The 13392-nt window shown below is 43.2% G+C and carries 9 protein-coding genes; 4 read left to right on the top strand and 5 right to left on the bottom strand.

Annotation, left to right across the window (positions count from 1 at the left end):
- Positions 1–6: 6 nt before the first annotated feature.
- The 4 genes from E0F88_RS04835 to E0F88_RS04850 all read right to left on the bottom strand — a co-directional run bounded on the left by E0F88_RS04835 (position 7) and on the right by E0F88_RS04850 (position 7020).
- The gene (locus E0F88_RS04835; protein WP_131956992.1) at positions 7–1467 is read right to left on the bottom strand and encodes a RagB/SusD family nutrient uptake outer membrane protein; all 1461 of its coding nucleotides are present in this window, start codon (positions 1465–1467) and stop codon (positions 7–9) included.
- 12 nt (positions 1468–1479) lie between these two features.
- On the bottom strand, positions 1480–4995 hold the full coding sequence (locus tag E0F88_RS04840; RefSeq protein WP_165939994.1) for a SusC/RagA family TonB-linked outer membrane protein: 3516 nt from the start codon (positions 4993–4995) through the stop codon (positions 1480–1482).
- 208 nt (positions 4996–5203) lie between these two features.
- Positions 5204–6268: a FecR family protein gene (locus E0F88_RS04845; protein ID WP_131956994.1), complete on the bottom strand. Its 1065-nt coding sequence runs from the start codon at positions 6266–6268 to the stop codon at positions 5204–5206.
- A gap of 140 nt (positions 6269–6408) precedes the next feature.
- Positions 6409–7020 (bottom strand): RNA polymerase sigma factor, encoded by a 612-nt coding sequence (locus tag E0F88_RS04850; protein ID WP_131956995.1) that lies wholly within the window; start codon positions 7018–7020, stop codon positions 6409–6411.
- A 312-nt stretch (positions 7021–7332) separates the two neighbouring features.
- Here E0F88_RS04850 and E0F88_RS04855 point away from each other — a divergent pair, with 312 nt between their 5' ends.
- The 4 genes from E0F88_RS04855 to E0F88_RS04870 all read left to right on the top strand — a co-directional run bounded on the left by E0F88_RS04855 (position 7333) and on the right by E0F88_RS04870 (position 11201).
- Complete coding sequence (locus E0F88_RS04855; RefSeq protein WP_131956996.1) at positions 7333–9489, top strand: TIM-barrel domain-containing protein; 2157 nt, start codon at positions 7333–7335, stop codon at positions 9487–9489.
- A 327-nt stretch (positions 9490–9816) separates the two neighbouring features.
- Positions 9817–10002, top strand: a complete 186-nt coding sequence (locus E0F88_RS04860; RefSeq protein WP_229213677.1) for a hypothetical protein — start codon at positions 9817–9819, stop codon at positions 10000–10002.
- Between the two features lie 89 nt (positions 10003–10091).
- Positions 10092–10511 carry an SRPBCC family protein gene (locus E0F88_RS04865; RefSeq protein ID WP_131956998.1) on the top strand — a complete coding sequence of 140 codons (420 nt, stop codon included), beginning with the start codon at positions 10092–10094 and terminating at the stop codon, positions 10509–10511.
- Between the two features lie 45 nt (positions 10512–10556).
- Positions 10557–11201: a response regulator gene (locus tag E0F88_RS04870; RefSeq protein WP_131956999.1), complete on the top strand. Its 645-nt coding sequence runs from the start codon at positions 10557–10559 to the stop codon at positions 11199–11201.
- Positions 11202–11206: 5 nt separating this feature from the next.
- Here the strand turns inward: E0F88_RS04870 and E0F88_RS04875 are convergent, their stop codons facing one another.
- Positions 11207–13291: a tetratricopeptide repeat-containing sensor histidine kinase gene (locus E0F88_RS04875; RefSeq protein WP_131957000.1), complete on the bottom strand. Its 2085-nt coding sequence runs from the start codon at positions 13289–13291 to the stop codon at positions 11207–11209.
- Between the last annotated feature and the right edge of the window lie 101 nt (positions 13292–13392).

Genomic DNA, 13392 nt, shown 5'->3' on the forward strand with positions numbered 1-13392 from the left:
TTTTTGTTAATAACCAGGGTTTTGCGGTAAAGTCTGATCTTTTTCGATTTCTCCAACAGGGATTGGCAGAATGAGTTGTTCTTCCGGAATTGGTGCGGAAATGGCAATGTTGGTATCATAATCAACTTTTGTCAGCAACACTTTGGTTAAAACATCAATCGCTTTACCAGTGCGTACCAGGTCGAAGTAGCGGTGACCTTCGTAGGCAAGCTCCATTCTGCGCTCATGCAAAATCGCATCGATGTTGAGCTGTGCGGCAGTAATTGCAGGAACCTTGGCGCGAGTGCGAACCTGATTTACATATACTAATGCCTCATCCTTCTTGCCAAGTACCATTAATGCTTCTGCATACATTAAAAGCGCGTCAGCATATCTGGTGATGATATAGTTGTTGTCTGTTCCGGTGTTATTAAATGGTTTTAGCTGCGCCGGAGCAGGAGAATGTTTGATCACCCAGGCTTGAATTGGAATGGTGCTTGATGCGATGTAACCCGAATCAATCGCGGTTTTGTATCGCACCGTTTCTCCTGTACTCACAAATTCACGCATCAGATTGTGCTCGACTAAAAGGTTTGAGGCACCAGCCACCCCCCAGATCAATCCCACATCATTGTTAACCCATCTGAACCAGTAACTTGGCTGACCGGCAGCAATGTTAAAATTGACTTCAAAAACTGATTCTGCATGGAATTTTGAGTTTGAAGCAAACACATCTTTGTAATTTGGCAGAAGAGAATAGGCACCCGCTTCATTATCAACGATCAGTTTTTTAAGCGTTTCAGCGGCTTTTGTAGGGTTATTCAGTGTGAGATAAACCTTTCCAAGCATCGTAAGCGCAGCACCTTTCGACGCCCGGGCTTCTTCTCCTTTCAGATCCGCCTTTTTGAAACAATTCGCAGCAGCATATTCCAGATCAGGAATAATCAGTTTGGCGTACACTTCATTGACTGGCGCTCTTCCGATCCCAAATGCGGACGAAAGATTTGTGAAAGTTTCAGGTACCAGTGGAACTGCACCATAAATACGAACCAGATTAAAATAAGCAAGCGCCCGAAGAAAACTTGCTTCTGCCCGGTAAGCTTTTACGGTTTTTTCTTCCTCCGCATTTTTAGCTGTGTAGGTATCAATAATCCCGATTATGGTATTGCAATTAGCAACCATCTTAAAATTGTTGGTCCATATTCCGGATTGGGAGTCGGCATTAGTCTTTTTAAATGTCTGCCATGAACCGGTGCGAAAACGATCCTTGCCGTCGTCGGACATCAGTTCGATAATAAGCGGCATATCGGTTTGATTATAAATGCTTTGCAGCACTTTGTAACAGCCAACGAGCCCGGATTTAATTTCGGCAGGGTTTCTGTAAAAACTACCCGGCGAAAGCGTGTCTTCCGGCTGGCGATCCAGAAAATCCTTTGAACAGGAAACCAAAAGGATACAGGCAAAAAGAATTGAAAATGTAAACTTCATGTTATTATCTGTTTAGAACGATAAATTGGCACCAAAAGAAATGGATCTGGACATTGGGTAGGAATCACGGTTAATTCCCTGGGATAATGCGTTGTCACCCTGTGCATTTGCTTCAGGATTGTATCCGGGAAACTTGGTGATAAACCAGGCATTGATGACCGTAGTGTACAATCTCACCCGCGACATTTTCAGTCGGGCCACAATCGGCTGAGGCAGTGTATATCCCAAAGCAATATTCTGAATGTTTACAAAAGTACCTTTATATAGCAGCGAGCCGCTCATGTTGGTACCATCATAAGACTTACGGCTTGGCGCTGTGTACTTGGCATCGGTGTTGGTTGGGGTCCAGTAGTTGTTGTAATAGTCAACTGTTGTGTTGTTCTGCCCCGTTCCTCTTCCGTAAATTCCTTCCATTTGTCTCATGGAAATATCACCACCCTGCGTTCCGTTGATCTGTACTGTCAAATCAATTCCCTTGTATTCAAAGTTGTTGGTCATTCCCCAGGTAAAATCAGGAATGGCTGAACCGACAATGGTATTGTCGCTGGCATCAATAATCCCGTCTCCGTTTACGTCAGCAAGTTTTGCAGTTCCGGGGCTTGACCGGTAGCGCCAGTCGGGATTGTTAGCATTCACAATCGGTGATGTTTTTACATCTTCCCAGTCCTTATATGGTCCAAGGAAACTTGCTCCCCAAATACCGGCAATGGGCCTTCCTTCCGTTGTATATCCATCGTTGTTAAGCAGCGGACGTTTGTCTTTTCCAATGTCCAAAACCCGGTTACGGTAATAGGAAAGGTTTGCATTGGTCGTCCATTTCAAGGTACCTACCAGATTGCGGGTCGTGATAGAATATTCAAAGCCGCGGTTGCGCATGGCTCCGATATTAGCCATGTAGTTGGCGAAACCGGTAATTACGGGAAGCGGCATACTGAACAACATATTTCGTGTATGCCGGTGGAAATAGTCAACGGTCAGGCTGATGCGGTTATTGAGCAATTCGGCATCGATACCCGCACCGATGTCCGAGGTTTCTTCCCATCCCAGTTCCGGATTTGCGATCTTACCCTCTGTGTAGGATGGTGACACAGCTGAACCGGCTCCGAGAACATAGGAAGAGGAGTTCAGTGTGCTTAAAGCCAGATAATTGTTTATGCCGGAGTTGCCAATAATTCCATATCCGCCACGTATTTTCATGTCGTTGATATAGCGTTGCAGCGGTTTGAAGAAAGGCTCGTCAGAGATACGCCATGCCGCTGATACCGATGGGAATACGCCCCACTTTTTTTCCTGGCCAAACTTGGAAGAACCGTCACGACGGATACTCCCTGTCAGATAATACTTTCCTGCAAAATTGTACATCACCCTTCCGAAACTTCCGATCATGGCATCGCTGGACCGGTTCGTTCTCGCATCGGTCTGCGCATTCAAAATCGTGATGGCCTGATTTAAGGTAGGCATCAGATCCGTCGGATAATCATATTTCACCATATAGGAATCCCGGTAATTAGACTCTTCAACGGAATATCCTGCCACGGCACTAACCGAATGTTTGCCAAATTCTTTTTGGTAGGTCAAAAAGTTCTGAGAGTTCCAGTACAAACGGTTGTTGGTTTCGTTGATTCCCTGTGATCTTGAAAAAGTCGCAGAAGCAGTAGGAACTGAGCTCGGGTTAAAATAATCCCGTTCGCGATAGCGATACTCGGTATGGAATTCTGATCTGAATTTCAGGCCTTTAACGATGTCAATTTCTGTATAAATTGTCGACAGGTTTTTAAAGTTTCTGCGACTGTCTTTCTTTTTAAACAAATGAAGCGGATTGACAAAAAATGCAAAATTCCAGTCCCAAGGGTCTAAAAGTGTGTTGCCATAAAAAACCGGTTCGCCGCTGGCATCAGTTGCATTCCAGATTGGAGGCATTGCCACCGCATTGTAAAACGGATTGTTATTTGTTCCGCCTTCGATGTTAGGAAGCACGTTTGAGTTTTCCAAAGTAGGAGCAAGCAAAAGTCCTGCCCTGATACGGTTTGTCAGTTTAAGGTCAATATTAGCCCGGAAGGAAACGCGGTTATAATCAGAATTTAAAACAATCCCTTTCTGGTTGTAGTAACCTCCGGAAATCATGTAATTCACATTGTCACTGCCACCGGAAGCGGATAGCTGTACGTCATAAACACTGCCTGTACGGGTGATCAGATCCTGCCAGTCGGTGTCGTAAGGCATTTTGTAAATAGTATCACTAACGGTAATCCAGCGCGCAAAAAGATTGCCCGGTGCTGCCATACCTGCCGCATTGCTGGAATACTTTTTCCAGTTTTCAATTCTTAATGCCGGAGAATCCGTCCATTTCCATTGCGGTGCGTCCAGGTTATTTGTACCAAAATTCGGGTCTTCGATAATGTAGGCATTTGCCCGCGCGTCATCCAGATATTGCAAAAAGGCATCACCATGCAGCACATCGACTTTGTTAATCATCTGGTCAAATCCACGACTGGCGTTGATACTAAGCGTCGGTTTGCCTTTTTTGCCCTTTTTAGTAGTAATCAAAATAACACCGTTGGCAGCCTGGGTTCCGTAAATGGCACTCGACGAAGCGTCTTTAAGTACCTCAATAGATTCGATATCCGCTACGTTAATTCCGTTAAGCGGGTTTTCATCTTTATTAAATCCATCTTTAAGCGGAAAGCCGTCGATTACAATCAAAGGATTATTAGTAGCATTAATAGAGCTCACTCCGCGTATACGTATGGTCGTTCCACCGCCGGGAGCTGTGTTGCTGTTTGAAATCTTAACACCGGCCATTTTTCCTACCATCGCCGTTGCAAAGTTAGCTACTGGTTTGTCTTTCAATTCTTTGCTGGATACCGATGAAATCGCTGTGGAGACGTCCCTCTTTTTCTGGGTTCCATAACCGACCACGATCACTTCTTCAAGTGCTTTTGTATCACCTTTCAGGGTAACGTCCAACACTGTCTGATTGGAAACGGCAACTTCCTGATTCAGATACCCGACGAAGGAAAACACCAGAGAAACCGACCCCTCGGGAAGAGAAATGGCATATTTTCCGTTTGCATCGCTAATCGTGCCGCGCTGTGTTCCCTTTACAATAACACTCACGCCAGGCAGCACTTCTCCTTTTTCATCCACAATGGTCCCGGCAAGATCCCTTTCTGCAATTTCAGCAGCTGAGGTCTGAGTTTGCGACAGATTTTTTTTTCGAAGCACAATGTGTTCTCCGGATACTTCGTAGCTGATTTTCAGAGGTGTAAGAAAGCGGTCGAGAATTCCTGAAAGAGGCTCTCCCTGAGATTCGACCGTAAAATTATTTTCTGGTTTGGTCAGCGTAGAACGGAAGGCAAATTTGACGTTTGCCTTTTTCTCAATGGCTGCAAGGGCTTTATCGAAAGACTTATCGACAATGCGGATTTTCACCGAACGATTCAACACACTCTGGGCATTCATCGCATGTGCAAAACAAACGCCCGAACATATCACCGCTAAGCTTAGCTGTAATAGTGACCTTTTCATAAGATGGTACAGAAAGGCTTGATTTAGTAGTTTTTTGTTCATTTATTTAAACAGGTTTTGTGTTGGGAAATACAAAAGCAGTGAGCAAAACCGGTTGCTGCCGGTTAGCCCATGAATTAGGAGCTGGTCGTGTTGCTGCACGTCCGGCTCTTTTTTTGCAGGTGTTTTAAAAATTGTCTTTTTTCATAGAGTCGGGTTTTGTTGATTATTATTCACTGCAGCCATCGCCAATGAATACCACCTGGCCGTCAATCAGGTTATATCTGCCTTCTACAACCTTGCCGATCAGTTCGAGCTTTTCAAACAGCGACTCATCAGAAAGCACCATGTTTAGTTTACAGTCTTTAAATTTCTCCTTATCATAGATGACCTTGATACCATAAATTTGTTCAAGTCCCTCAAAGATCTGGGACAGGGGAGTATCCGTATAAATGTAAGATTTCAGCTGTGTTGCCGAGACCAGAACGACTGGTTTCGGAACAACAGTCCGGGTAATTTGAAAGTCTTTTTTTGTGTAAACTGCTTTTTGATTTGGCGTTAGGACAATGCCTTGTTTTTCGGCATGGTCGCCCTCCGTGGAGGAGCTGTAAACGCGTACCCGGCCCGCGCTTACTTCCACTTTTACATTGTCAGTGTGTTTGTAAGCTGAGACCTTAAAACGTGTTCCTAGTACTTTGGTAGTCAGCCCGTTGGTATATACATAAAAAGGCCGCTCCGCATTTTTAACAACCGAAAAAGTGGCTTCTCCGCTTAAATAAACTTCTCTGCGCGCGCTGTTCTCCATTTCGTAGCTAATCTCGCTTCCATGAGATAAAATAATGGTGCTGCCATCCGAAAGTGTGATAAGTTTGGGTTCCTGCGTTTCGTTTGAAAGTGTTTTGGAATCAAATCCGTCTGAAATAACTGTTTGGGAAAAAGGCAGTTTCACACTGGGCTTAAAAAACCAGAGGCTGATAGCAGACAGGATTAAAAATGAAGCTGCAATTCCGGTGTAGTTGATTAGCCTTTTTAAAGGAAAGACGGTTGATTTTTCAAGACGTTCCAGAATGGCCTGATGCCCTTTTTGAATTTCACAGTCAGGAACCTGAGGATAAAAGCCTGCGAGCGCTTTAATCATCGCGGCGGCCTTATCGATTAGATCTGAATTGCTAAAGTGTTGATCTTTTACAAACTGCCAATACTGGTCACTTTCCGGATCAGGATATTTTACCCACCGTATAAATGACTCATCCTGTAAAAAATCCTGTAGGCTGTAATTTGCGTAGCGATCCATTGAAGTTGATATGCTCTAATCAACAGATACGGAACTTTTAAAAACATACTCAGTAAAATCACAAAAAATATTAAAATTGTTCGATTTTTATTTTGCCACCATTTTGGGTTAACCTTCACGTCCTTAATAAAAGGAGTAGATCAGGGAATCAGAATCGCAACAGATAAAAGAGAGACGGGAAAGAAGGGGAGCTCTGAGCGCAGCTGCTGCATGGCTCGGTTTTGCAGATTTCTCACCGATTGTTGATTGATATTCATGATCTGTGCAATTTGCTCCGCCGAAAAATCATGATAATAACGGAGCTGAATGGCTTCCTGCTGACGTATCGGGAGTTTTTTTAAAGCGCAATGCAGTTTTTCGAGTTGTACGCGGTGGTCTTCATCTGAGATCCAGCAGCTCTCAATATCAGCAACATAGGGCATTTGCTGATCGGAAAGCTCACCATCATTGCTGAAAACGAAGCGGTTACTTTCAAAGGAACGTATCAGTTTGTTTCTTAGAGACCGGTAAAGATAAAATCTGGGCGAATCAACTTCTTTCAGGACAGTACGTTTGTTCCAAAGATTTAAAAACAGGTCCTGAATACTATCTTGTACCAAGTCATGATCTGTCGAAATCCTGTAGCCATATCGAAAAAGGTCAGTAGCAAAATAGCTATACAGTTTCTCGAAGGCGGCTGTGTTGCCCTGGCACATTTCACTCCAAAAATGTTGTTCATCCAATCGCATAGCCGGCAGTTGTAATAATGTCACAGAAGTCACTGTGGAGTTTAAAGGTTAAAAATTCGCGATTTTTTCTAATTAAATCATCTTTTTATTATTAATCGGTATAAAATAGATATTTCATTCAAGACGGCAAATTTGACAATTACAAAAGAAAATCTTTTTTGTTATATACTTAAAATCTTTTTGCCGAAGCACGAGGCGTGCTTCCATTAGAAAAGTCTGTGCGATAAGTAAAAAAATAAAAGCTCCGTTTTTAGATGATAGTTAGTTCAAATCCCAGAAGTGAATTTAAATCAGGAAAGTCAATAAAATATCTCAGACCTAAACCCATAAAAACCAATGCGTTTTAAAACACATTTACTTTTCTTTTTGTCTTCATTTGTTTTCAATTATAATTTAAATGCCCAAAACGCTAATTTTCAGTGGAAACGGGTTGCGCCGGGTGTCTGGAAGGCAATTGTTGGAAAACCGGAACAGATTTCGCTGCTTGGCGTGGCCCAAATTAAACCGATGCAGCAGGCTTTGGAAAAACTGGGTGCTCCCGCGTTTCCAAAACATCTGACCGGCAGCAAAAATGAGCTTACCGATGGCAAAGTTTATCTTCGTTTTCCCTTGGTTAAACAGGAGCAGCTTTTCGGGTTGGGACTTAATTTTAAATCCGTTCAGCAGCGCGGCAGTATCAAGACGCTTCATGTGGATCACTACAATGGAAAGGATGATGGCCGCACCCACGCGCCGGTGCCCTTTTATGTGTCTGGCAAAGGTTATGGGATACTGATCAACTCCGCGCGATATATAACTGTTTATGCAGGTACGGCCTCACGAAGGGATTCTGAAAATCCACCTCTGGAAATGAACAGGAATACTCAGAAAAACTGGGATCCGTCACCATATTCGGATGCAGTTGAAATTCTGGTGCCTGCTGCTGGAACAGAGGTATATGTATTTGCAGGAAAAAATGCGATGGAGGTCGTGCAGCGTTACAATCTATATTGCGGAGGAGGAACGCTTCCGCCGAAATGGGGACTGGGTTTCACGCACCGTACGCCCACACTTTTTACTGATCAGCAGGTTTTAAAAGAAGTGGCGGATTTTGAAGCAAATGGTTATCCGCTGAGTTTCGTCGGTCTTGAACCGGGGTGGCAGTCTTATGCTTACCCCAACAGTTTTGTCTGGGACTCGACCCGTTATCCGAAGCCAAAAGCATTCTTGGATCAGTTAAAAACAAAAAACATAAGGGCGAATTTATGGATCAATCCTTATGTGTCTTCGCATTCACCCATCTACAAAAACATTCTTCCTTACACGGCTTCGCATACGGTTTGGGTAGGAGTGGTGCCGGATTTTAATACTAAGCCAGCGCAAAACCTATGTAAAGGTCTGTTTACCAAACAGCATATCGATCTTGGCGTTTCCGGTTATAAAGTCGATGAAACGGATGGTTACGATAACTGGCTGTGGCCTGATGTGGCTAAATTTCCTTCCGGTTTTACTGCCGAGCAGGTTCGTCAAACTTACGGACTGCAATTTCAAAAAATGTCATCTGAATGGTTTAGAGAAAAAAATATAAGAACCTATGGGCTCGTTCGTGCTTCCAATGCCGGTGCGTCGGCTCTGCCTTATGTGATTTATAACGATTATTACAATCATAAAGATTTTATTACTGCATTGGTCAACAGCAGTTTTATTGGAGTACTGTGGACCCCGGAGGCTCGTTCGTCGAAGACTTCGGAAGAGTGGCTCAGACGCATGCAGACAGTTTGTTTCTCTCCGATGGCGATGCTAAATGCCTGGGCGGATGGCACCAAACCCTGGACTTTCCCCGATGTTGCCGATCAGGTTAAAGAGGTTATGCAGCTTCGGATGCAGCTGCTTCCCTATTTGTATACCACTTTTGCCCAATATCATTTTGAAGGCAAACCACCAGTTCGTGCCATGAATCTGGTTGAGGGCTTTTCGTTTGAGGATAAAATGGTGGAAGGAAAACTTAATTCTACGGATAATCCTTATGCTCAGGCTGTTCGTCAGGATATAAAAGACCAATATATGATCGGTGATTACCTGCTGGTTGCGCCTTTGTTTGCAGGGGAGCGGACACGTAAGGTCGTACTGCCAAGAGGTAAGTGGTATGATTTCTACACAGGCAACCTGGTCGGTGAGGCAGAGACAATCGAAATAGATCAAAAAGCGGCACTTGACAGAATTCCGCTATTCGTTAAAGATGGAGGCATAATTCCTATGGTGCCAGTCATCTTGCATTCGCCCTTGAAAGATCAGGTGCTGCCTTTAACGGTTCGGCATTATGGTACACTGGAAAACAGCTGGAATTTGTATGACGACGATGGCGAAAGCTTCGAATATGAAAAAGGGATTTACAGCTTTACCAAACTGGAAGTCAAAAGAGATATAAATAGAGATTTAGTAGGAAATGTACCAGTTCCATCAACAAAACAAATTCGATATAATTCCATTACCTGGCAATGGATGACGAAGTAATACGAGACATGTATTTGCGAATTAATTTTGATTATTTTAAAATTATATCGTTTTTAATTTTCTGTTTGACACATTTAAATATGTTTTTACGTATATTGTTAGCGATTTCCACACTTTCTTTCGATAAGGCTTTAAAGATTCAATTCAGCCGTAAAATGCCCTCTTAACTAATTCCGCTTGCCAACGGTCTAGTAATAATTTAGATTTATTTTGTAGAAACATTTCTAATTTCTTGCTAGAACTAATTAAATATTATTAATTTAAATTGTAATAAGCAGTGATTATTCTGGCTCCTATTGAGAAATGCGCTAAATCATAGACAACGTTATGAGAAAATTAAACATGGCAATGGCATTAAAATGGTTCGTTTTCCTTCCGATGATCCTTCCGGCATGTGTTATTTTTGGAGCGATACAGGGAATGATGACCATGGCCGACAAGGTCTGGACCAGAATGTGGCTCGATATTGAAAAGATCGAGGTGGAAAGTTGGGATAAAGATGTTTTGTTATGATTACACTCTGTACATCAACAGGTTTTACTTTTGTGAAAGAATGATGTAATTGCATCATGCCAGACTATTTTGTAAAACCGTCTTGTAATATGGCCACGAATATTTCTACCATAAACATTAATGCGCCGATTGAAAGAGTTTGGGCAGCTTTAACAGATCCGGAACTTGTAAAAAAGTGGCAGTATGGCAGTGTGCTGACAACGGACTGGCAGCCAGGCAGTGAGATCCGGTTTCGGACAGAGTGGGAGGGCCAGGTTTTTGAACAATGGGGCATTGTGCTGGAAATGGTACCTTTTGAGCTGATCAAATACAGCTTATTTGCACCCAGGCCCGGACTGGAAGATAAAGCGGAAAATTACTTTGTAATGAATTATATCCTGTCGGATTCACACGGAGCCGTTAAGCTGGAAATTATTCAGCAGGACGACCGGCCAGGCGCTGTGCAGGAAGATCCCCACGGAGAAGAAAATCCTATTTTACATGGCTTAAAAATTTTATTGGAAGTGTGATCCTTTCGGGCGTATTTTTGAGTGTAAACCCGAAGCCCCTTTCAAATGCCTGTACGTGTATTGATCGTTGATGATCACCAGATTATATTAGACAGCCTTTCCCTCTTAATCTCTACCATTCCTCAGGTGGAAATAGTCGGAAAGCTTAATGAAAGCAGGAGCGTTGCTGATTTTCTGGAAGTCTATCCGGTAGATATTCTGATCACTGATTTCACAATGCCCTATCTGACAGGTATTGATCTTACATTACAGCTCAGGCCGCTATATCCAAAATTAAAAATACTGATGCTGACTGTTTCAGAAGACGCCGAAACGATCCGTCAGGCTTTTCAGGCAGGCATAACCGGTTATGTAATGAAAAAGGCAAGCCGTGCCGAACTGGAAACTGCTTTAATGACGGTTGCATCCGGAACCAAATATTTCAGTGAGGCAGTTATGAAAGAACTGTTAAATCCTAATGACGGATCTTTGTCAACTGAAGTATTACCATCCGAACCTGTTGCCGTTACTTCGCGGGAACTTGAAATTATTAAACTTATAGCTCAGGAATTTTCTACCTCCGAAATTGCGGAAAAGCTTTTTATCAGTTTTGGAACCGTAGAAACACACCGGCACAACATTCTTCGTAAGCTGAACGTGAAAAACTCGATTGGTATCACCAAATACGCCATCAGGTATAAACTGATCTGACTTTACTACACTGGTACACGGGCAACAACTTTTGTTCCGCTATCGGGAGTACTTTCAACTTTCCAGTCTCCATGTAACGCATCGATGCGTGCGCTGATGTTGCGAAGACCAATGCCGTTTGTCTGTGATTGGGCGGTAAAACCAACTCCATTGTCACTAACTGTTAGCAGCAGCATACCTTCATTTTGAGAAAGGCTTAGCCAAACCTTACTTGCTTTGGCATGCTTGATGATGTTGTTGACCAGCTCCAAAACGACGTTGTAAAGTTCAAATTCAATTTTAGGATCGGCCCGCTGCTGCATCTGGTCTATGACAAGCGTAAATTGCGTTTTAGGGTTGGTATTTAATTTTTCTGTCAGTTTTAATAGGGCTGCCACCAGTCCATGCGTTTCCAGTTCGGCGGGCAGCATGTTGTGAGAAATCAGGCGAACGTCGGCATAGATATCTTCAAGCATTTGAATAGAACCGTTATGAATTTTCAGGTCTGCTTCGCTGTATGAAGAAGTGTTAAGTGCTTCCATGCGCCAGCGAAGCGCCGCCAGTTTGGTGTTCAGATTATCGTGCAGCTCGGAGGCAACCCGCTTTCTTTCCAGATTTTGTCCTTTGTAAAGTGCGAGCTCAATTTCTCTGTTTTTAGCCACCAGCTGCTGATTTTTACCTCTGAGTTTTCTGTTGGACCAAAGTATGATTCCCGCTATACAGACCGCAAGTACAGACAGGCCAATCAAAAAGTTACGGGACTGTATCAGTTTTTCATTTTGCAGTTTTTGTATGCTCAGCTTACTCAACTGGTCTTTTTTATCAAATTCATAATTCATTGCCATGGCAGTTGCCTTTTGCAGCGACTCCTTGTTGAGCAGTGAATCGGAGTCATTTTTAAACGCCCGGAAATAAACCAGTGCTTTTTTATTGTCTCCGGTTGCCTGGTAAGCCTCTGCCAGCTGGCGGTTATATTCTGCCGATTCCTGTATCAATACCGGATCTGATTCCATGGCGTATTCCAGTCCTTTCGATGCGCGTGCGATCACCTGGCTATACTGTTTTTTTGCCAGATAAATTCTTCCATAATTAACCTGAACGACATGGTCGAGAAAATCGTCCGAATCGACTACATCCTGAAAAAGTTTGTCACCCAACTCGGTGTATTTTAAAGCTTTATCAAAGTCTTTCATTTGGGTGTAAACGCGTCCCATTCTTGAATAAGTCTTCGGAAGCCAGTAAGAGGCGCCGGAAGCTTCGTGAATGGCAGCTGCTTTTTTAAGAATCTCCAGTGCCGCTTTGTATTTACTTTGTTTTTCCAGGATTTCTGCCCGTTGGTTTAAAAGAAAAGCTTCCAGCACCTTGTCATTTCGGTTTTGGGCAATCCTGGCTGCATCATCATAAGCAGCCAGTGCTTCTTTATACAAACCCAGTGCGGCGTAGGCTACACCCAGATTAGGGATGGTGGAGCGAAGTGCGGTGATATTGCCGGATTCTTCCTGCATTTTTCGTGCACGCAGCAAAAACTCAATTGCTTTACTGTATTGGCCGCTTATAGCCATTTTTTGACCCAGCTCGTTGTAGACCGTTCCCTGCCAGGATTTATCACCAAGAGCCTCAAATATAGCCAGTGCCTTATTATACAAAGGCATCACTTCTGCTTTGCGTGTTAAATTGGTTTCCAGAAGCTGCGCTTTACGAATATAAAGCTGGCCTTCTATATGGTGGTCCTTATTTTTGACGGCAATTTGCATAACCGTATCCAACTGGGCAAAAGCAGATTTTTGATCCACCAGCCGGTCAACCTCAATACGCACCAGCATCAGCCGGCCTTTTGCTTCTCCTTTGAAAAAATTAAGTTTTTTAGCCAGTCGGACTGACTGCGAACAACAAACAATTGCAAGTGAATCGTTGCCGCCGAGCCAATTTGCATATCCAAGCTCGTAGAAGATATTAACCCTGTTTGTATCTGCTGCGGACTTTTTTAATTCTAACTGCAGCGAATCGATCTTTTGCGCTGTCGCTCCAAGGCAACACCCAACAAGTATAACAAGCAGAAATGTTTTCAAAACGGATTTTATTTCAATGGTTAGAGTCGGGCTTTCATCCATGTGATGATTGGTAAAAATAAGAAAAAAGGATCAGCTTAAAATAGCTAAGAACCTGGCAGTCAATTTTCATTTATGTTGTAAATAAATGAAAAAATAAGCAT

Origin of the sequence: Dyadobacter psychrotolerans (genome assembly GCF_004349265.1) — a bacterium.
Classification (GTDB): domain Bacteria; phylum Bacteroidota; class Bacteroidia; order Cytophagales; family Spirosomataceae; genus Dyadobacter; species Dyadobacter psychrotolerans.

What these genes read in the sequence shown, in the direction of transcription:
- E0F88_RS04835 (WP_131956992.1), bottom strand. Translation starts at nt 1,467, where the DNA reads ATGAAGTTTACATTTTCAATTCTTTTTGCCTGTATCCTTTTGGTTTCC.
- E0F88_RS04860 (WP_229213677.1), top strand. Translation starts at nt 9,817, where the DNA reads ATGAGAAAATTAAACATGGCAATGGCATTAAAATGGTTCGTTTTCCTT.
- E0F88_RS04855 (WP_131956996.1), top strand. Translation starts at nt 7,333, where the DNA reads ATGCGTTTTAAAACACATTTACTTTTCTTTTTGTCTTCATTTGTTTTC.
- E0F88_RS04870 (WP_131956999.1), top strand. Translation starts at nt 10,557, where the DNA reads ATGCCTGTACGTGTATTGATCGTTGATGATCACCAGATTATATTAGAC.
- E0F88_RS04845 (WP_131956994.1), bottom strand. Translation starts at nt 6,268, where the DNA reads ATGGATCGCTACGCAAATTACAGCCTACAGGATTTTTTACAGGATGAG.
- E0F88_RS04875 (WP_131957000.1), bottom strand. Translation starts at nt 13,291, where the DNA reads ATGGATGAAAGCCCGACTCTAACCATTGAAATAAAATCCGTTTTGAAA.
- E0F88_RS04840 (WP_165939994.1), bottom strand. Translation starts at nt 4,995, where the DNA reads ATGAAAAGGTCACTATTACAGCTAAGCTTAGCGGTGATATGTTCGGGC.
- E0F88_RS04865 (WP_131956998.1), top strand. Translation starts at nt 10,092, where the DNA reads ATGGCCACGAATATTTCTACCATAAACATTAATGCGCCGATTGAAAGA.